We start from the raw sequence: 17,210 nt of genomic DNA, 5'->3' as shown, positions 1-17,210 counted from the left end.
GCGTGTGCGGCTACGCTCACTGATTGCGGCAATCGTTGGCGGGCTGCTGCCTGTCGCAGCGTTTTTCGGCAACGGCGTTCCGGGAAAAGACCGGCAGACCACGGGTATGGAGAGAGGGTCGTGCCGGGAAAATCGCCTGCATCAAGGAGTCGATGAGTTCACGGATCGATTCCGCGAACTCACGTACCCGTGATTTATTGCGTGGACATCTGCGACATATCGACGAACATCACTTCCCAGATATGGCCATCGGGGTCTTCGAAGCTGCGGCCGTACATGAAACCGAGATCCTGTTTCGCATTGACGTCCGCTTTGCCGCCGTGCGCCCCGGCCGTTTCAGTCATCTTGTCCACGCTCTCGCGATCTTGCGCGCTGAGCGCCAGCATCACCTCGCTTTCGCGCCGCGAGTCGACGATCGGTTTCTTCGTGAAATGCGCCCATTTTTCATGCGTCATCAGCATCACGAAGATCGTGTCCGACCACACCATGCAGGAACTCGTATCGTCGCTGAACTGCGGATTTCTGCTGGCACCGATGGCGGTATAGAACGCCGTCGCCTTCTGCAGGTCTTGCACCGGCAGGTTGATGAAGATTTGCCTGGACATATTTTTTCTCCTTTTAGTAATGGTTGAGACAAAAATGCGGCGCGGTGCCTTTCATGACCTTCAGAGGAGATGCAGGCCGCCATCGCATTCCATGATGCTGCCGGTGGTGTAGCCGTTTCCGATCAGGTAGGCGATCGCCTGCGCGACATCGTCAGGCTGCCCGACGCGCCCCACCGGCAATTCGCTGGCATGCTGTTCGAAGAATGCCCGCCGGGCTGCGTCGGGCATGGCGTTCCACCACGCCGTCTCTACCACGCCCGGGGAGACTGCGTTGACTCGGGTCGGTGCCAATTCGCGGGCAAGCACCGGCACCATCGCCTCGATCGCCGCATTGATCGCGGCCAGGCCGCTCGTGCCCGGGTTGGCGATGCGAGCGGAAATCGCGGTGACGAACGTTATGCTGCCGCCCTTGCGCAGGGTCGGCAGGACAGTCTGCGCGGCCTGTACATGAGGCCAGAATTTCGCCTCGAAGCCACGACGCAACGAGGCTAGATCGAGATCCTTGAACGCGCCGGCGCCTTCGCCACCGCTCAATGCGATCACCAGATGGTCAATGGTCCCGATGCTCGTAAAGAAACGTTCCAGTTGATCACGCTGCGCGCCATCAAACGCTTCGACGCGCACCGATCCCTTGATCGATGCGGCCACTGTCTGCAGCTTGTCCGCATCACGTCCCGTGGCGATCACTTCGTAACCGGCGCCAGCCAGGCGCCTCACCGTAGCCAGTCCGATACCGGACGAGCCGCCTAGTACCACCACCTTGCCAGTGTCGCTGTTCATTACGCTCTCCTCCCTTTACGCGGCCGCTGTTGCGGCGGGCGGAGATAGCATGCATGCTAGGCGGACTATTATTCCAATTGCTTATTGTGATGACATCCATCATCGAGAATGATCTTCGGCGATTCGATCTCAATCTGCTACTTGTCTTCCATGCACTCATGAAAGAGCGCCATGTCACGCGCGCAGCCGAGCGGTTGTTCCTCGGTCAGCCCGCCGTGAGCGGCGCACTGAAACGACTACGCACTGCGTTTGGTGACGAGTTGTTCGTGCGGAGTCGTTCCGGAATGGAACCCACACCGCGTGCACTGGAGCTTTCCCGGCAGATCGACACGCTGCTGATTGGCCTTCATGAAAGCATGCGCGTCGGCCAGCCATTCGATGCCCGAAATTCCGATCGAACATTCCGGGTCGGTGTTTCCGAAGCGATAGCGGTGACGCTTTTTCCTGCCTTGTTCAACAAGCTCGCCGTCGAAGCGCCGGGCGTGAAGCTCATCTCCCTGGATGCGGACTGCCACCGTGTCTCCAGCATGTTCGAGCGCAACGAGATCGAGGTCGCATTCGGCGTGTTCAACGAATGCGCGCCATGGCAACAGCAGTGCGCGCTATTGGACTGGCGCTTTGTATGCCTCTACAACCCGACGCTGATACGGACGCGAGGCGAAACCTTGAGCATGCGCGAGTTTCTGGCGCATCCGCATGCGCTGACCTCGTTCAAAGGCGAGCTGCGAGGATTCATCGACGAACGGCTGGAGGCGCTGGGCAAGCAACGGCGCGTGATATTTTCCAATCCTCACTTTGCGACGCTGCCTTTCATTGCGCGCGACAATCCCGTGTTCGTCACGGTGCCCGACTACATCGCTCGCATCTGGAGCCGCAGTCTTGGCCTGCGCATCAGCACGTTGCCGTTCGAGACGCCGACACATCAGATCAGCGCGCTGTGGAAGACTGCGCATCAGGGCGATCGCGGCCTACGTTGGCTCATCGGGTTGGCCGAGCAGGTGGCGCGAGCTATCTGAGCGCTCGCACCGAGAAATATCGACTGCACCGGGCGACAATCGGCCAATTGCCTACCTTCGACAACCGCACGTGGATCGCTGACAATGCGGACTACTCGCTCAGGAATCATCCCTCGGCAGCGGTGAGGGTTCTGAGGGTGGCACCTGATTTTTTGGATATATCGATTACTTCATGAAGCGCGTTCTCCTTCCCCTGATTCTTTCCCTGTTTGCCTCGGTGGCATACGCTGGACTCGACGTCACGGCATACAGTGGATTGAAACGTGTCGAATTTCCTACCCTGTCATCGGATGGGGAGCCACAAGGAAAAAATCAAGTCATTCTGTCTCCCGTGGATTTCCCTGAGCGTTTTCGCGGACTCGAGAGTGGCAAGGTGTACCAGTTCGACTCGTCATTCGACTTCAGAGCGGGCTCCTACTCGGGCTACAACGCATGGCGAAACGAATTGGCCAAGCTCGCCGGATACCAGCCAAGCGCATCCACGCGGAACAACGTGGTTGAATCGAGATACGACGAAACGGCATGGAAGCTTGACCATGGACCGTTTTGGGAATTGATCAATTTCTCCGACGCGGAAGGCGTGATCGGTCCGGAAGTGTGCCGCAAGGTCTATCGAGATTTCGTCCAGTACCGCGATCAGGCAGCACACGTACCTGATGCATACTTTTACGAGTCTTATGGCGACTGGATGAAGGCCTTCGAGATGTGCGCAGACAATGGCGCGATTGTGTTTCACTAGCAAGAGTAGAGCCCTCATCGCACAATCGACGTAACCGCGGCTTGCGTCGCATCGATTTCGAATGGGCAACGGCCAGGCTCAATCGACCGGATCTGGCCGTGGCCGCCGCCAGTTCGAAACACGCGACTGCCACGACCGGATTGCCGACAACCGTTGGCATACGGGTGCCGCCGCACATCAGGGCAAGCCATCGGCCACCACTACTGCGCGAGCATCAGGTTCAGGTTCTGAACCGCAGCGCCGGCTGCGCCCTTGCCGAGATTATCGAAAACCGCGGAAAGAAGAACGTGCCCGTGCTCCATGTTGGGAAACACGCTCAAGCGCATATCGTCGGTACCGTTCAGACCTTGCGGATCCAGCTGCTTCATAGCGCACGATTCGTGCAGCGGCACGACATGTACGTGAGCCGCCTCGGCATAGTGGCGCGCGAGGCACGCGTGTAACGTGGCGCCGTCAGCGTCGGGTGCCAGCAGCCGCACATCCAGGGGCACCGTCAGCACGATGCCCTGGCGGAACGCCCCATACGCAGGGACGAAGATCGGACGCCGCGCGAGCCCGGCGTGCTGCTGGATCTCCGGGGTGTGCTTGTGCGCGAGCTCCAGACCATACACCTGGTACGACGGTGCGTTGACGGCACCCGGCCCTTCGTGTTCTTCCACACCGGCACGCCCGCGTCCTGAGTAACCGGACACCGCGTAAATGCTGACCGGGTGGTTCCCTGGAATGAGCCCGGCTTGCAGCAGGGGACGCAACAAGCCAATTGCACCGGTCGGATAGCAACCTGGATTGGTGACGCGCCGTGCGGTCGCAATGCGCTCAGCCTGTCCCGGCGTCATTTCCGGAAAGCCGTAGGTCCAGTCCGGCCGTGTGCGATGAGCGGAACTTGCGTCGATGACTCGGACGGCAGGATTGACGATGGCGTCCACCGCCTCGCGCGCGGCGCCATCGGGCAGGCACAGGATCGCGATGTCACAGGCGTTGATGGCTTCGGCGCGACGCCTGGAATCCTTGCGTTCCGCCGCGGGAAGCGTGACCAGTTTCAGATCGGTCCGGCCGCGAAGCCGTTCGTGAATTTGCAACCCGGTGGTGCCTTGGTCGCCGTCGATGAAAACAAGGGGAGAGCTCATGCGCGCAATACTCCGGTGACTGGTAACAAGCGGAACGAGCCTGTTATCTTCCGCGCGCCGCTAGAATAGCGAAAGTTGAATTTCATAACGCTGACATTCAGTTTTTCTGAATCGAGACGCCGACATGCGAGAGATCAGCCTGGACCGCTTGCGCACCCTGGTCGCGATTGCCGACCGTGGTTCATTCGCCGACGCGGCGCGTGCGTTGCATCTGGCGCCACCAACGGTCAGCCTCCACATCGCCGAACTCGAAGAGCGCATCGGGGCTCCGCTCCTGTCGCGCAAGCGTGGACAGATTCGGCCGTCGGCAACCGGCGAGTTGTTGATCGAGCGCGCACGCCGACTGTTGGCCGACGCGGAACAGGCGTTGGACGATGTTCACCGCCAGGTTCAAGGGCTGGTCGGACGCGTTCGGCTCGGCGCATCGACCGGCGCGATTGCGCATCTTTTGCCGCAAGCGCTTGACGTGCTGCGTCAGCAGCATCCCGCGATCGATATTCAGATCGCGGTACTCACCTCGCATGAAACGCTGACCCGATTGGCGGATGGGACGCTCGATATCGGGCTGGTCGCACTGCCTCAGCCTCCGGTGGCCGGACTCGTGATAAAGCCTTGGCGCCGCGACCCCGTGATGGCCTTTGTACCGGCGCACTGGCGGTGTCCGGCTCGCATTACGCCTGAATGGCTCGCCGCTCAACCGCTCATTCTCAACGATGCGACCACGCGTCTCTCGCGTCTGACCGCGGAATGGTTCGCGGCCGGAGGGCACCATCCCGCGCCGCGCATTCAGCTCAATTACAACGATGCGATCAAGAGTCTGGTCGCGGCAGGTTATGGCGCGGCGCTGTTGCCTCATGAGGCCACGACACCATTACCCGACAAGCGCATTGTCATGCGTCCACTGCGCCCGGCGTTGTGGCGCCGGCTCGGCATTGCGCATCGTGCGGGGCACGTCGAGCGTTCCACGCAACATGTACTCGATGCGTTGTGGGATCTGCGATTGGCGTAGGCGTTTGCCCTTTCTCGCGTCGGTTCATTCTCGCGACGGGGCGGTGGCCTATTGCTCGCCACGACGAACAAATGGCCGGTTTGTCGATATTTGACCGGCCGAATCCGGTCGTTCAAAGCCATCGGCCAAATCGGCCCCTGCCGAACCCGCGCGCCATGCCAGGCACGGCGCACAGCCAAGCAGGGCCACATCGCCTCACCCACAAAACGGACCGTCCGGAGACACAGTTACAAGTTAATCATTGACGCCACCCCTGCCCGACCGTTAGTGTGTGCCCCGAAGTCCAAGAAGTCCGATTGCTGTTCATCAATTGCTCGCTCCCCAGCGGTATTCGTTGTCCTCTCCCTCCTTGACGCTTCAAGCGCTCTTCAACAGAGCAACTCTTCTTATTTTTTCCTCAAGGATTCTTCATGGATACCGGTATCGTTAAGTGGTTCAACGACAGCAAAGGCTTTGGCTTCATCACTCCGGACAACGGCGGTGACGACCTGTTCGCGCACTTCTCCGAAATTCGCGCAGACGGCTTCAAGACGCTCGCTGAAAATCAAAAAGTGAGCTTCGAAACGAAGCAAGGCCCGAAGGGTCTGCAAGCGGCCAACATCAAGCCGCTGTAAAGTTTGAAGGACCCGGCCTCCCACGACGGACGCCGGGTCGCAGCGACACCCTCACGGAGCTTTGTCTCCTAAAGTTGGCGCGATCGCTTTTAGCTGCATCTGTTTGTTCAGCAGCCTGCCAAGCGCCACACGCCTCGTTGCACTTCACTCTCCCCTCCGGCAGCAACGCCTTTTTTCGCTTTCCGACTGCTTCAGATTCAGCTCGCAATGGCTTTGAATCGGCGCACCCGTGCACATTCGGCACGGCACGCGCGCACTCGAACATCATTAAAATTAAAATGCAAATGCAAATGCAAGACAAACGAACTCAACAGTACAACGGCTATGCCGTCCAACCCTCGGCGCATCGCTTGCCCGACGGTAGTTTTTCATCCAACCTGCTGCTCGAACGCGCCGGCAGCTCGCGCGCCGAAGGCCGCTACCAGTTCTATTCGCTCGATTACTTCCCGAGTGAAGTGCAGGCGCTGCAGCACTCGGCACGCTGGGCACGCAACTGGGTCGACACGCGCGGTTAAAGGCGGCGCACCCAACGCATGTAAGTCACCAGGACGCGCGCAACAAAGCGCGCCCGAACATCACGCCCGGTCGATTCGTTTTCTTGCGATTTGATCGGCGCGCTCGGTTCGAACTTCCGGATCTGCTGCACCGCCTGTAAGGCCAGCGCTCAAGGAATGAGTGTGGCCGCAACGACAAGGACGTGCGTAGCACACGCCACCGGCAACGACGCTGCTACGCACCTACTGCGGAAAATAGACCTACAGAACGCGGTTCAACGCGTCGGCGAACCTGGCGACCGCGCCGTCGACATCATGCAGTTTGTCCAGGCCGAACAATCCGAGGCGGAAGGTCTTGAAATCCTCGGGCTCGTCGCATTGCAGCGGAACGCCCGCCGCGATCTGCAAACCGACATCGGCGAATTTCTTCCCGGAGCGGATGCCGTCATCGTCCGTGTAGCTGACCACGACGCCCGGCGCCTGAAAACCTTCGGCCGCCACGCTTTTGAAACCCTTGTCGGTCAGCAGTGAGCGAATGCGCTTGCCGAGTTCAAGCTGCTCCGCTCTCACCTTTTCGAAACCGTATGCCTCGGTTTCCTTCATCACGTCGCGCAGCGTCGTGAGACTGTCCGTGGGCATCGTCGCGTGGTACGCGAACCCGCCGTTCTCGTAGGCTTCCATGATCTGCAGCCACTTGCGGAGATCGCAGGCAAAGCTGGTGCTGGTCGTTGCATCGATTCTTTCGCGGGCGAGCGGGCTGAGCATGACCATTGCGCAGCAAGGTGACGCGCTCCACCCCTTTTGCGGTGCGCTGATCAGGATATCGACACCACTGGCCTGCATGTCGACCCAGACCGTACCGGAGGCGATGCAATCCAGGACGAACATGCCGCCGACGGCATGCACGGCGTCGGACACCGCGCGCAAATAGTCATCGGGCAACAGCATCCCGGAGGCGGTTTCGACATGCGGCGCAAAAACGAAATCCGGCTTGTTTTCCTTGATCGCAGCGACCACTTCGTCGATCGGGGCCGGTGCATACGGGGCCTGTCTTCCCGGTTCGACCGGACGCGCCTTCAGCACGATCGATTCGGACGGAATGCTGCCCATGTCGAAAATCTGCGACCAGCGGAAACTGAACCAGCCATTGCGGATAACCAGACACTTCTTGTTCGTCGCGAACTGCCGGGCAACGGCTTCCATGCCGAACGTCCCGCTGCCGGGGACGATCACGGCCGACTTCGCGTTGTAGACGTTTTTCAGCGTAGCGGAAATGTCGCGCATGACGCCCTGAAAGCGCTGCGACATATGGTTGACCGACCGATCCGTGTAAACCACTGAATATTCGAGGAGCCCCTCGCGGTCGACATCGGGAAGTAAACCTGGCATGCCCGCCTCCGGTAATAGATGAACAATCGAATCAGGGCGAGCAGCGTCTGTAACCGGATACCGCTCTGCACCAATGCAAATACGTTGTTTCCTCGACGAAAGCAGATTCTAGCGAACACCGCGTGCCACTTGGGCATATTTTGTCTGCTGTCTGGCGCGCGCACGAAGGTGTGCGGCCGCCGCCCCAAGCAGGACATCCGCGAGGACGCCCACGTCGGCTCACGGGCAACGGCCAATACAGTTCGGGATCACGAGTCGGACTTGACGATGCGACTTAGGGCAAACACTCATCACCGAATCGGGTCGACTACGACCAACCGAATCTGGTTGCAACCGGTTCAATCAACGATGAACAATTTGGCGCCTGCCTGCGTGGACGACCGGTGCGCTTCCGCATTGTCGGCGACCTGGTAGCTCATGCCCGGTCGAAGGATGAACTGTCGCCCATCGTCGAGCTCTGTCAGCAACTCGCCCTCAAGGCAATAGAGGATGTGACCTTTGACGCACCAATGATCCGCCATGTAACCGGCCGAATATTCAACGTGCCTCACCCGAATATCGCCGAATTGCAGTGTCCGCCAGCGAGCGACGCCGCGCTCTCCGTTGTGTTCCGTCGGTTCCACTGCGCTCCAGTCGGTCGTGCCGAACGGGATGCCAGTCATTTTCATCATTCATCTCCCTTTTCTAAGCGCTTCTCAGATGATCTCCACTTCGATGAACACGACTTCGTGTTCAGTCGCGTTGACGACATTGTGTTCGACGCCCTTCAACCCCGCATAGCTGCTCCCGGCATGCAGTTGCGACTCGCGGTTGCCTTGCGTGGTCTCGAGGAGAAGCTGGCCGTCCGTTTGCGGCACGACGACATAGTCATGCTGATGGATATGCCAGCCGGTCTCGGCACCGGGCGCAAATCGCCATTCGGTGACGATCACGCGCTCGTTCGATACCTGGCGTGTCGGGACTGCTTTCGGACGGTCGTGCATCGTGTTTCTCCCAAAGTAAAGTCTGCGACGAGGTCCATCGGTCGGCCGTCAGACCCTGTCGACGGCCGAACCATTGCGTATTGAAAGCGCCCCGTCAGACGCGACACCCATTCTAAAGATGCCGCGCATCTTCAGACACAAACAGATTGCTCGCGAAGACGCCACACCCTGTTTGCGTGAGAAACAACGCGGCAAGGGTGTTGCATCGCCGAATGACGGAAGACACAGGACGGATACAAAGGGGATCTTGCATCAAGACTTTTCGCGCGAGCAACCGCAGCCAATGGCATTCGAGTTGTCCGCGTTGTTCTCTTCGAATCGCTTGGCTAAGGCGCGCTCGTTCGGATGGCCGACGCGATATCGCGACTCACTGCGGCAATCGCACGATCGTACGCGCCGATGAGTGCCTCGTAACCGTTCCCCTGCACGGGCTCGCGCGTAACGGAACGGCCCGTCACCGCCGCCGCCTTCCCCGGCGGCCGCACGGCCCACTGGGCTTCGACCGTGACCGATTCGCCCGATATCGCGTCGAAGCGCATGACGTCAACACGAACACGCCAGGCAGGCGCCGCAGCCGCTCCCGCGTCGAACACGTTGACGCGCGGCGAGCCCAGCAACTGGCCAACATCGGCGGCGATGACACGGGCGATATCGGACCTCAACGGTTCCGCCCAGCGCGCAAACTCATCCAGCGACACCTGATTGCCGGCAACGCGTGTAACGATCTGCGGGCGATCGACGAGTTCAGGCACGGTTACCGGATTGACCACGACAGAAACCGGCATGGCGGCACCGTCGGCGGTGAGCGTCGCATCGGGGCTCAGCGTGTAGAAACGGGCCGTCGGCGAACTGCCGCAGCCGCCGAGCAATCCGGCCATCAGCACCACGGGGACGAGCGAATGGATGCGTGTCATGGCCGGCCCTCCGCCTTGCCCCGCACCAGTGCTTCCGGATGCCGCTCGAGGTAGTCCGCCAGGTTCCTGAACGCCGCAGCCGTGCGGGCAATCTCCCGCATCGCGTCGCCGGTGTTCTGCTGCAGATCCGAGCCCGGCTGCAGCGCACTGTTCGCCGAATCGAGCGCGGAGTGTGCCGATGCCAGCGTATCGCGCGCCTGCGGTACCACGGTGTCGAGTTGCTTGAGCAGCAGGTTGGCACTCGCCAAGGTCTGTTGCGCGTTGTTGCCGATCTTGTCGAGCGGCATGCCGTTGAGCTTCGCCATCAGGTGCGTCACCGAATCCTGCAGCGATTGCAGCGATCCCGGAATCGCCGGCAGTTCAGGCGGGTTGGAGGCCCAATCGATCGACGCCTTCGCTGAACCCGGAAAGAAATCCAGTGCGACATAGAGTTGTCCGGTCAGCAGGTTGCCGGTCCGCAACTGCGCGCGCAGCCCGCGCTCCACCAGCATGTTCGCCAATTGCTCGGGGTGCTGGGAAAGGCGCCCGCCTTTGGCACCTGTCCGGTAGCGCGACGTGAAACGCTCCGGATATAGATTGAATTCGACAGGAATGCTGAACTTGCGGGTTTCGCGATCGAAGCGCGTATAGATTCCCGTCACTTCGCCAACCGTCACGCCGCGGAAATCGACCGGCGCGCCGACCGTCAGGCCGCGCACCGAATCGGTGAAGTTCACCAGATACTTCGCGACGATGGCGTCGTGGCGCTTCATCGCCTCCGCGCGGTCGTGGTACAGCGTGAACGTCATGTCGGTCGGCGCCGCCGCCTGCTCGAGCGGCTCGCCGGGCGTCTCGAACGCGATGCCGCCAATCATGATCGACACCAGCGACTGCGTCTCGACCCGCAAGCCGTCGGGGCTGAGCGCGACGTCGATGCCGCTCGCGTGCCAGAACCGCGAATCCGTGTTCACGAACCGGTCGTACGGCGCATTGACGAATGCGTGCACCGTCACGCCCTTGCCGTCCGCGTCGAGCGAATACGAAACGATCTGCCCGACCTGGAGCCGCCGGAAATAGACCGGCGTGCCGACGTCGATCGACCCCATGTCCATGCCTTTCAGCACGAACGTCCGGCCCGGCTCGTCGCTCGTGAACACCGGCGGGGCCTCCAGGCCGGTGAAGTCGCGGCGCGCGCCCTTCGCATCGCCGACGTCGGCGCCGATGAACGAACCGGACAACAGCGTGCCGAGGCCCGACACCGTGCCGCCGGCAATGCGCGGGCGGACGACCCAGAAGCGCGTGTTGTCGACCAGCAGCGTCGTCGCGTCCTTGGAGATATCGGCGGTCGCCACCACGCGCTTGTGATCGGTGGACAGCACCACCGACCTGACGACGCCGATATCGACGTTCTTGAACTTGATCTTCGTCTTCCCGGCTTCGAGACCTTCTCCGGTCCTGAAGGTGATCGTGATCGTCGGGCCTTGTTCGATGACGGCCTTCACGGCCAGCCATCCGCCGATCAGCACCGCGACAATCGGCACGAGCCACACGAGTTGCATGCGCCAGCGCGAGCGCGTCGTCGCGACGGCGTCCGGTATGTCCGGCATGTCAGGCTTCTGCTCGGGGCCACCCATGATGCTGCTCTCCAGTGTCCCAGATCAGGCGGGGGTCGAATGTCGTCGCCGCGAACATCGTCAGCACGACCACCGCCCCGAACGCGATCGCCGCAGGACCGGCCTTGATCGTCGCCAGCGCCTGGAACTGCACGAGCGCGACGAGCATCGTGATCACGTAGATGTCGAGCATCGACCAGCGCCCGACGAATTCGACCATCCGATAGATGCGCGTACGCGGTTCCCGCAGCCATCGCGAATGCCGCTGGACCGTGAATGCGAGATATGCGAGCGCGAGAATCTTGAGCAGCGGCACCGCGATGCTCGCGACGAACACCACGACCGCGAGCGGCCACGAACCGGAGACCCACAGATAGACCACGCCGCTCAGGATGGTGTCCTTCTGCGCGCCGAACAGCGAACTCGTGTACATCACCGGCAGCACGTTCGCGGGAATGTAGAGGACCATCGCGGCAATCAGGAGCGCCCACGTGCGCGACACGCTCGCGGGTTTGCGCAGGTGCAGCGCCGCGCCGCAGCGCGGACAGGCCAGATCGTGCACGTCGGCCGGCGCACGCGCGAGTTGCCCGCAGTCGTGGCACAGCGCGAGGCCGCAATCGGCGGCCGTGACGGCACCGCGCGGCACTGGCATGCCGCTGCCGCGCCCGTCGCCGTGGCCTCGCGCCGCGTCGATACGCGACCACAATTCGTGCGCATCGAACGCCGCGCCGGCAGCTGCAAGCACGAGCATCAGCCCGCCGAACGAATAGAGCGCGACGCCCGTCACGACACTCGCGATGTGGGCCAGCTTGACCAGCGCCACCAGCAAGCCGAGGATCAGCACTTCCGTCATCCCCCACGGCGCCGCGAGGTGGCAGAGCCGAAACACGAGCGCCGCGCACGCGGGCACGCGGTTCATCCGCAACGGCACCAGCAGCCAGAGCATGCCGGCGATCTGCACGAGCGGCATCAGCATCGTGGTCGCGAACACGAGGCCGGCGAGCGGCCAGATCCCGTCCGCATACAGCACGCGCACGGATCCGGCGAGCGTCGTCTCGACCACTGTCCCGCCGACCGACAGGCCGACAATCGGGTACAGGTTGGAAATGACGAACAGCACACCCGCGGCCGTGGCAAACGCCAGCGCGCGCGTCAGGCTGTCCTCGCGATTCCGGTAAAGCTCGGCGTGGCAGCGCCGGCACCGCAGCGCGCCGCCAGGTGCCACGGGCACGTTCCGCTGCAACAGGTCGCATTCGTGGCACACGATCAGGCCGGCGCGGTTCATCTCGGCCCCTCGTCGGAAACGGGTCGATTGGCGTCGGCGTGCGGCGGTGCGGTCGTCCGCTCGGCCGTGACGACCCAGCCCCCGCCCATCGCCATGTAGAGACTGACGAGCGACGTGAGCGTCGCGCTGCGCGTCTGCGTGTACGACAGCTCCGCGTTGAACAGCGTGCGCTCCGCGTCGAGCACCTCGATATAGCTCGTATAACCGCCCTCGTAGCGCAACCGCGCGAGCCGCTCGTAGGTGCGCAACGCGTCGATCTGGCGCGCCTGCGTGGCGAGCTGCTCGCGCGACTTCTGCGAACCGATCAGCGCGTCCTCGACCTGCTGGAACGCGACCTCGATCGCCTTCTCGTACGCATAGAGCGCCTCCTGCTGACGCGCCTCCGCCTGGCGGACCTGGCCCGTAATGTTGCCGCCGGTGAAGATCGGCAGCGTCGCCGATCCGGCAAACGACCAGACGCGCGCGGGCCCGGTAAAGAGATTCGAGAACTGCGCGCTGACCGAACCGAACAGCCCGGTCAGCGAAATCGACGGGAAGTACAGCGCGCGGGCCGCGCCGATCAGTGCGTTCTGCGCGATCAGGTTCTGTTCCGCCTGCAGCAGGTCGGGCCGGCGTTCGAGCAGATCCGCCGGCAACCCCGCGGGAACCGCGGGTGCCTCCAGCTCGGCGAGCACGCGGCCGCGTACGATCGGGCCGGGATTGCGGCCGAGCAGCACGGACAGCGCGTCCTCCTGTTGCGCAATCTGCGTTTCGAGCTGCGGGATGGTCGCCAGCGTCGTCTCGTATTCGGACTGGCTCTGCGCAAGCTCCATCTGCGATACTTCGCCCCCGTTGAAGCGCGCGGTAAATACCTTGACGGAGTCCGCGCGACTCGCTGTCGTCGCTTTCGCGATCTCCAGCTGGCGGTCCAGGCTGCGCAGCGTGATGTAGGACGACGCAACCGACGCCACCAGCGTCAGGATCGTCGCGCGGCGCGCTTCCTCGCTCGCGCGCAGGTTGGCACGCGCGGCTTCCGTTTCGCGTCTGACCTTGCCGAACAGGTCGAGGTCCCACGTGGCGGACAGGGTCGCCTGAAACTGGTTCGAGACCGACGGCACCGTCGGCGGCAGCGGAATCGCGCCGCTGCGCGACGAGCGCTGGCGCGTGGCGTCGAACCCGGCGGCGACTTGCGGAAACAACGCCGAGCGCGTGCTGACGAACTGACCGAGGAATTCGTCGACGCGCGCCGACGCCACCTTGAGGTCGCGGTTTTCCGCCAGCGCGGTCGCGATCAACGCGTTCAGTGTCGGGTCCTGAAACTGCTCCCACCACGCGCTGTTGGCGACGTCCACGGCCTCGCCGGACGCGAACCGGAACGACGCCGGCACGTCGACCTTGGGCCGCACGTAGTCCGGGCCGAGCAGGCATCCGCTCAAGCCCATCAGCAAGACCGGCGCGCAGAGGCGCCAGAACGCGGCGCGTCGCATGTCAGCCGTCCTTGCGGGGTGCGGATGGAGCGGTGTGCGGCGACCCGGGGCCGGCCCCCGGGGAAGGCGGCAGGGCCTGGTCGCGCGAGCGCGACGACAGCGCCTCGAGCAGGTAATAGAACATCGGGATGAAGAACACGGCGATCGCCGTGGCCCCGAGCATCCCGCCGATGACGCCCGTGCCGATCGAATGGCGGCTGTTCGCCGACGCGCCCAGCGCGATCGCCAGCGGCACGACGCCGAGGATGAACGCCAGCGAGGTCATGACGATCGGCCGCAAGCGCTCTTCCGACGCGGTGAGCGCCGCGTCGTAGGGCGATGCGCCCGCCTCGCGGTTGATCACCGCGAACTCGAAGATCAGGATCGCGTTCTTGGCGGCCAGCGCCACCAGCATCGTCAGCCCGATCTGGAAGTAGACATCGTTATTGAGCCCGCGCAGCATGATCGCGACCAGCGCGCCGAACATCGCGAACGGCACCGCCATCAGTACGCCGAACGGCAGCGACCACTTCTCGTATTGCGCGGCGAGGATCAGGAACACCATCACGAGGCCGAAGCCGAACACCAGGCCGGACGTTCCGCCCGCCTTGCGCGCCTCGTAGGCCTCGCCGCTCCATGCGACGTCGTAACCGGGCGGCAACTGTGCCGCAAGCTCTTCGAGCACGGCGATGACCTGGCCGGAGCTGTAGCCGGGCGCCGCATTGGCCGTGATCTTGACCGCGGGAAAATTGTTGAACCGCGTGATCAGGTCCGGGCCCGTCACGTATCGGTAGGACACCACGGACTTGAGCGGCACCATGTTGCCGTTCGTGCTGCGCACGTAGATCTGGTCCAGGTCCTGCGGCTTGAGGCGGTAGGACGGTTCCGCCTGCAGGATGACCTGCCAGAGCCGGCTCGCCCGGTTGAATTGCGACACGTAAAGCGAGCCGAACATCGTCTGCATCGCGCTATACACGTCCTGGATCGGCACGCCGAGCGTCTCGGACTTGTCGCGATCCACATCGACCAGCAGCTGTTGCGACGATGCGTTGAAGGTCGATGTCACGCCCGACAGCTCCGGCCGCGCTTTCGCCTTGTTCACGAAGTCCTGCACGACACCCGCCAACTGGGCAATCGACGCGTCGCCCTTGCTCTGCACCCATACCTCGGTGCCGCCGGTCGTACCGAGCCCCGGAATCGACGGCGGATTGACCGGAATGACGATGCCCTCCCTGATCCCGGACAGGTTCACATACGCGTCGACCAGCACGGCGCGGGCGTTCTGCGTCCTGATGTTCGCGAACTTGTAGCGCTCGTCGAAGCCTTTCAGGCCGATGAAGAACGTGCCGGCGTTGTTCTTGTTCTGACTGTCGAGCAGGCTGAAGCCGTCGATCGTCGTCACGCTGCTCACCGCCGGCTGCTTCATGAAGTAGTCGGCGACCCGCTGCGACACGTCGCCCGTGCGGTCGAGGCTCGCCGCATCCGGCATGACGATCGCGCCGAGCAGGTAGCCTTGATCTTCCGGTGGCAGAAACGCGCCCGGGATCGTCCTGAACATCAGCACCGTCAGCACGATCATGCCGCCGAACAGCACAAGCGCGAGCACGAAGCGCTTGATGACGAACCTGACCGCGCGCGCGTAACCGGCCGTCAGCCGCGCGAACACGTTTTCGAACCATCGGAAGAAGCCCTTCTTCTCGTGGTGCGTGCTCGTGAGCAGCAGCGCGGCCAGCGCCGGCGACAACGTCAGTGCGACGACGCCCGAGATCACCACCGAAATCGCGATCGTGATCGCGAACTGCTTGTAAAGCTGCCCCGTGATGCCGCCGAGAAACGCGACCGGCACGAACACCGCGCAGAGCACCAGCACGATCGCCACCACCGGCCCGGCCACCTCGTCCATGGCCCGCTTGGCGGCCGCCTTCGGGTCGAGCTTGTGCACCGTCATGTTGCGCTCGACGTTCTCGATCACGACGATCGCGTCGTCGACCACAATGCCGATCGCGAGCACCATCCCGAACAGCGTCAGCATGTTGATCGAGAAGCCGAGCAGCGCCATGCCCATCGCCGTGCCGAGAATCGACACCGGCACGGCCAGCACCGGGATGATGGTGGCGCGCAGGCTTTGCAGGAACACGAACACGACGATCACGACCAGGATCAGCGCTTCGAAGAAGGTGTGCACGACGTCGGTGATCGACGCGCGCGTGAATTCCGTCGTGTCCATCGCGATCTGGTAGTCGAGCCCTTCGGGAAACGACTTCTTCATGTCCGCGAGCGTCGCGCGCACCTGCTTCGACACATCGAGCGCATTGGCGCCCGGTTGCTGATAGACCGCGATGATCGTGGCCGGCTTGCCCTGGAAACGGCTGCGAATCGAATAGTCCTTCTGCCCCAGCTCGGCCCGCCCCACATCCTTGAGGCGAACGATCGCCGTGCCCTGGCTCGCCGCACGGATGATGATGTTGTCGAAGTCGGCCGGCTCGGCGAGGCGGCCCGGGGTCGTCACCGCGAACGACTGCTCGACCGCGCCGCCGGTCGGCGCCTGACCGAGCCGCCCGACCGCGAACTGCTGGTTCTGGTTGGCGACCGCGCGCTGGACGTCGGCTGCGGTGATGCCCAGTTGCGCCATGCGGTCCGGCTTCAGCCAGATGCGCATCGCATAGTCGGGCGTGCCGAAGATGGCGGACTGATTGGCCCCGCCGATGCGCTTGATCGCATCGAGCACGTAGATGTTCGCGTAGTTCGCGATATAGGTCGCGTCGTAGCGTTCCTGCGGCGAATAGATCGCGATGACCATCATGAACGCCGACGATTTCTTCTGGATCTGCACGCCCTGTGCCTGCACCGATTGCGGCAGTTGCGGCAGCGCCAGGTTCACGCGGTTCTGCACGTCCACCTGCGCGAGTTCGGGGTTGGTGCCGATCTCGAAGTACGCGTTGATCGTCAGGTTGCCGGTCGACGAGCTGGACGAATTCATGTAGATCATGTTGTCCGCGCCGTTGACCTGCTGCTCGATCGGCGCGGCCACGTTGTTGGCGACGACGTCCGCGCTCGCGCCCGGATAGGCGGCCGCGATCGTGATCTGCGGCGGCGTGACGTCCGGGTACTGGGCCACCGGCAGCGCAAGCATCGTCAATGCGCCGCCCAGCGTGATGACGATCGAGATGACGGACGCGAAGATCGGCCGGTCGATGCAGAAGTGAGAGATGTTCATG

At 62.8% G+C, this 17,210-nt stretch carries 16 protein-coding genes; 5 read left to right on the top strand and 11 right to left on the bottom strand.

The genetic code is table 11. The annotated features are described in order from the left end of the window. Positions 1 to 194: 194 nt before the first annotated feature. Positions 195 to 605 (bottom strand): VOC family protein, encoded by a 411-nt coding sequence (locus tag ACTRWB_RS31005; RefSeq protein ID WP_343492784.1) that lies wholly within the window; start codon positions 603 to 605, stop codon positions 195 to 197. A 60-nt stretch (positions 606 to 665) separates the two neighbouring features. Further along, positions 666 to 1,385 (bottom strand): SDR family oxidoreductase, encoded by a 720-nt coding sequence (locus tag ACTRWB_RS31000; RefSeq protein ID WP_446904090.1) that lies wholly within the window; start codon positions 1,383 to 1,385, stop codon positions 666 to 668. A gap of 89 nt (positions 1,386 to 1,474) precedes the next feature. On the opposite strand from ACTRWB_RS31000, the gene ACTRWB_RS30995 reads away from it, so the two are divergent. Both ACTRWB_RS30995 and ACTRWB_RS30990 read left to right on the top strand, forming a co-directional pair. Further along, a complete protein-coding gene (locus ACTRWB_RS30995) occupies positions 1,475 to 2,401 on the top strand; it encodes a LysR family transcriptional regulator (RefSeq protein WP_446904089.1) in 927 nt (308 codons plus the stop codon). Positions 2,402 to 2,573: 172 nt separating this feature from the next. Next, complete coding sequence (locus ACTRWB_RS30990; protein WP_446904088.1) at positions 2,574 to 3,140, top strand: hypothetical protein; 567 nt, start codon at positions 2,574 to 2,576, stop codon at positions 3,138 to 3,140. Positions 3,141 to 3,340: 200 nt separating this feature from the next. Here ACTRWB_RS30990 and argC read toward each other — a convergent pair whose 3' ends face one another. Then, positions 3,341 to 4,267 carry an N-acetyl-gamma-glutamyl-phosphate reductase gene (gene argC / locus ACTRWB_RS30985; protein WP_446904087.1) on the bottom strand — a complete coding sequence of 309 codons (927 nt, stop codon included), beginning with the start codon at positions 4,265 to 4,267 and terminating at the stop codon, positions 3,341 to 3,343. 124 nt (positions 4,268 to 4,391) lie between these two features. Here argC and ACTRWB_RS30980 point away from each other — a divergent pair, with 124 nt between their 5' ends. The 3 genes from ACTRWB_RS30980 to ACTRWB_RS30970 all read left to right on the top strand — a co-directional run bounded on the left by ACTRWB_RS30980 (position 4,392) and on the right by ACTRWB_RS30970 (position 6,405). Continuing rightward, positions 4,392 to 5,276 (top strand): LysR family transcriptional regulator, encoded by an 885-nt coding sequence (locus ACTRWB_RS30980; RefSeq protein ID WP_446904086.1) that lies wholly within the window; start codon positions 4,392 to 4,394, stop codon positions 5,274 to 5,276. A gap of 410 nt (positions 5,277 to 5,686) precedes the next feature. Next, positions 5,687 to 5,890, top strand: coding sequence for a cold-shock protein (locus ACTRWB_RS30975; RefSeq protein WP_006485974.1), 204 nt, complete (start codon positions 5,687 to 5,689; stop codon positions 5,888 to 5,890). Positions 5,891 to 6,180: 290 nt separating this feature from the next. Next, positions 6,181 to 6,405: a hypothetical protein gene (locus tag ACTRWB_RS30970; RefSeq protein WP_412026089.1), complete on the top strand. Its 225-nt coding sequence runs from the start codon at positions 6,181 to 6,183 to the stop codon at positions 6,403 to 6,405. A 240-nt stretch (positions 6,406 to 6,645) separates the two neighbouring features. Here ACTRWB_RS30970 and ACTRWB_RS30965 read toward each other — a convergent pair whose 3' ends face one another. The 8 genes from ACTRWB_RS30965 to ACTRWB_RS30930 all read right to left on the bottom strand — a co-directional run bounded on the left by ACTRWB_RS30965 (position 6,646) and on the right by ACTRWB_RS30930 (position 17,209). After that, entirely contained in the window at positions 6,646 to 7,773 is a 1,128-nt protein-coding gene (locus ACTRWB_RS30965; protein ID WP_446904085.1) for an aminotransferase class V-fold PLP-dependent enzyme, read from the bottom strand. Between the two features lie 338 nt (positions 7,774 to 8,111). Then, positions 8,112 to 8,441, bottom strand: coding sequence for a DHCW motif cupin fold protein (locus ACTRWB_RS30960; protein WP_446904084.1), 330 nt, complete (start codon positions 8,439 to 8,441; stop codon positions 8,112 to 8,114). A gap of 27 nt (positions 8,442 to 8,468) precedes the next feature. Next, the gene (locus ACTRWB_RS30955; protein WP_343492775.1) at positions 8,469 to 8,756 is read right to left on the bottom strand and encodes a cupin domain-containing protein; all 288 of its coding nucleotides are present in this window, start codon (positions 8,754 to 8,756) and stop codon (positions 8,469 to 8,471) included. A gap of 326 nt (positions 8,757 to 9,082) precedes the next feature. Further along, positions 9,083 to 9,670 carry a PqiC family protein gene (locus ACTRWB_RS30950; protein WP_446904083.1) on the bottom strand — a complete coding sequence of 196 codons (588 nt, stop codon included), beginning with the start codon at positions 9,668 to 9,670 and terminating at the stop codon, positions 9,083 to 9,085. Further along, positions 9,667 to 11,256, bottom strand: a complete 1,590-nt coding sequence (locus tag ACTRWB_RS30945) for a PqiB family protein (RefSeq protein WP_446904082.1) — start codon at positions 11,254 to 11,256, stop codon at positions 9,667 to 9,669. Before ACTRWB_RS30945 ends, ACTRWB_RS30950 begins: the two co-directional genes overlap by 4 nt. 1 nt (position 11,257) lies before the next feature. Further along, a complete protein-coding gene (locus ACTRWB_RS30940; protein WP_446904081.1) occupies positions 11,258 to 12,547 on the bottom strand; it encodes a paraquat-inducible protein A in 1,290 nt (429 codons plus the stop codon). Beyond that, positions 12,544 to 14,013 carry an efflux transporter outer membrane subunit gene (locus tag ACTRWB_RS30935; RefSeq protein ID WP_446904080.1) on the bottom strand — a complete coding sequence of 490 codons (1,470 nt, stop codon included), beginning with the start codon at positions 14,011 to 14,013 and terminating at the stop codon, positions 12,544 to 12,546. The genes ACTRWB_RS30940 and ACTRWB_RS30935 overlap by 4 nt, the downstream gene beginning before the upstream one ends. 1 nt (position 14,014) lies before the next feature. Then, a complete protein-coding gene (locus ACTRWB_RS30930; protein WP_446904079.1) occupies positions 14,015 to 17,209 on the bottom strand; it encodes an efflux RND transporter permease subunit in 3,195 nt (1,064 codons plus the stop codon). Between the last annotated feature and the right edge of the window lies 1 nt (position 17,210).

It is taken from the genome of Burkholderia sp. YIM B11467 (genome assembly GCF_052952715.1).
Note: the sequence above shows the minus strand (reverse complement) of the source record. Positions and strands in the feature narration are given on the sequence as shown.

Excerpts from the sequence above, each read along its gene's own strand:
- ACTRWB_RS31000 (WP_446904090.1), bottom strand. The coding sequence starts at position 1,385 with ATGAACAGCGACACTGGCAAGGTGGTGGTACTAGGCGGCTCGTCCGGT.
- ACTRWB_RS30940 (WP_446904081.1), bottom strand. The coding sequence starts at position 12,547 with ATGAACCGCGCCGGCCTGATCGTGTGCCACGAATGCGACCTGTTGCAG.
- ACTRWB_RS30955 (WP_343492775.1), bottom strand. The coding sequence starts at position 8,756 with ATGCACGACCGTCCGAAAGCAGTCCCGACACGCCAGGTATCGAACGAG.
- ACTRWB_RS30930 (WP_446904079.1), bottom strand. The coding sequence starts at position 17,209 with ATGAACATCTCTCACTTCTGCATCGACCGGCCGATCTTCGCGTCCGTC.
- ACTRWB_RS30975 (WP_006485974.1), top strand. The coding sequence starts at position 5,687 with ATGGATACCGGTATCGTTAAGTGGTTCAACGACAGCAAAGGCTTTGGC.
- ACTRWB_RS31005 (WP_343492784.1), bottom strand. The coding sequence starts at position 605 with ATGTCCAGGCAAATCTTCATCAACCTGCCGGTGCAAGACCTGCAGAAG.
- ACTRWB_RS30995 (WP_446904089.1), top strand. The coding sequence starts at position 1,475 with ATGACATCCATCATCGAGAATGATCTTCGGCGATTCGATCTCAATCTG.
- argC (WP_446904087.1), bottom strand. The coding sequence starts at position 4,267 with ATGAGCTCTCCCCTTGTTTTCATCGACGGCGACCAAGGCACCACCGGG.
- ACTRWB_RS30945 (WP_446904082.1), bottom strand. The coding sequence starts at position 11,256 with ATGCCGGACATACCGGACGCCGTCGCGACGACGCGCTCGCGCTGGCGC.
- ACTRWB_RS30970 (WP_412026089.1), top strand. The coding sequence starts at position 6,181 with ATGCAAGACAAACGAACTCAACAGTACAACGGCTATGCCGTCCAACCC.
- ACTRWB_RS30965 (WP_446904085.1), bottom strand. The coding sequence starts at position 7,773 with ATGCCAGGTTTACTTCCCGATGTCGACCGCGAGGGGCTCCTCGAATAT.
- ACTRWB_RS30980 (WP_446904086.1), top strand. The coding sequence starts at position 4,392 with ATGCGAGAGATCAGCCTGGACCGCTTGCGCACCCTGGTCGCGATTGCC.
- ACTRWB_RS30950 (WP_446904083.1), bottom strand. The coding sequence starts at position 9,670 with ATGACACGCATCCATTCGCTCGTCCCCGTGGTGCTGATGGCCGGATTG.
- ACTRWB_RS30960 (WP_446904084.1), bottom strand. The coding sequence starts at position 8,441 with ATGAAAATGACTGGCATCCCGTTCGGCACGACCGACTGGAGCGCAGTG.
- ACTRWB_RS30990 (WP_446904088.1), top strand. The coding sequence starts at position 2,574 with ATGAAGCGCGTTCTCCTTCCCCTGATTCTTTCCCTGTTTGCCTCGGTG.
- ACTRWB_RS30935 (WP_446904080.1), bottom strand. The coding sequence starts at position 14,013 with ATGCGACGCGCCGCGTTCTGGCGCCTCTGCGCGCCGGTCTTGCTGATG.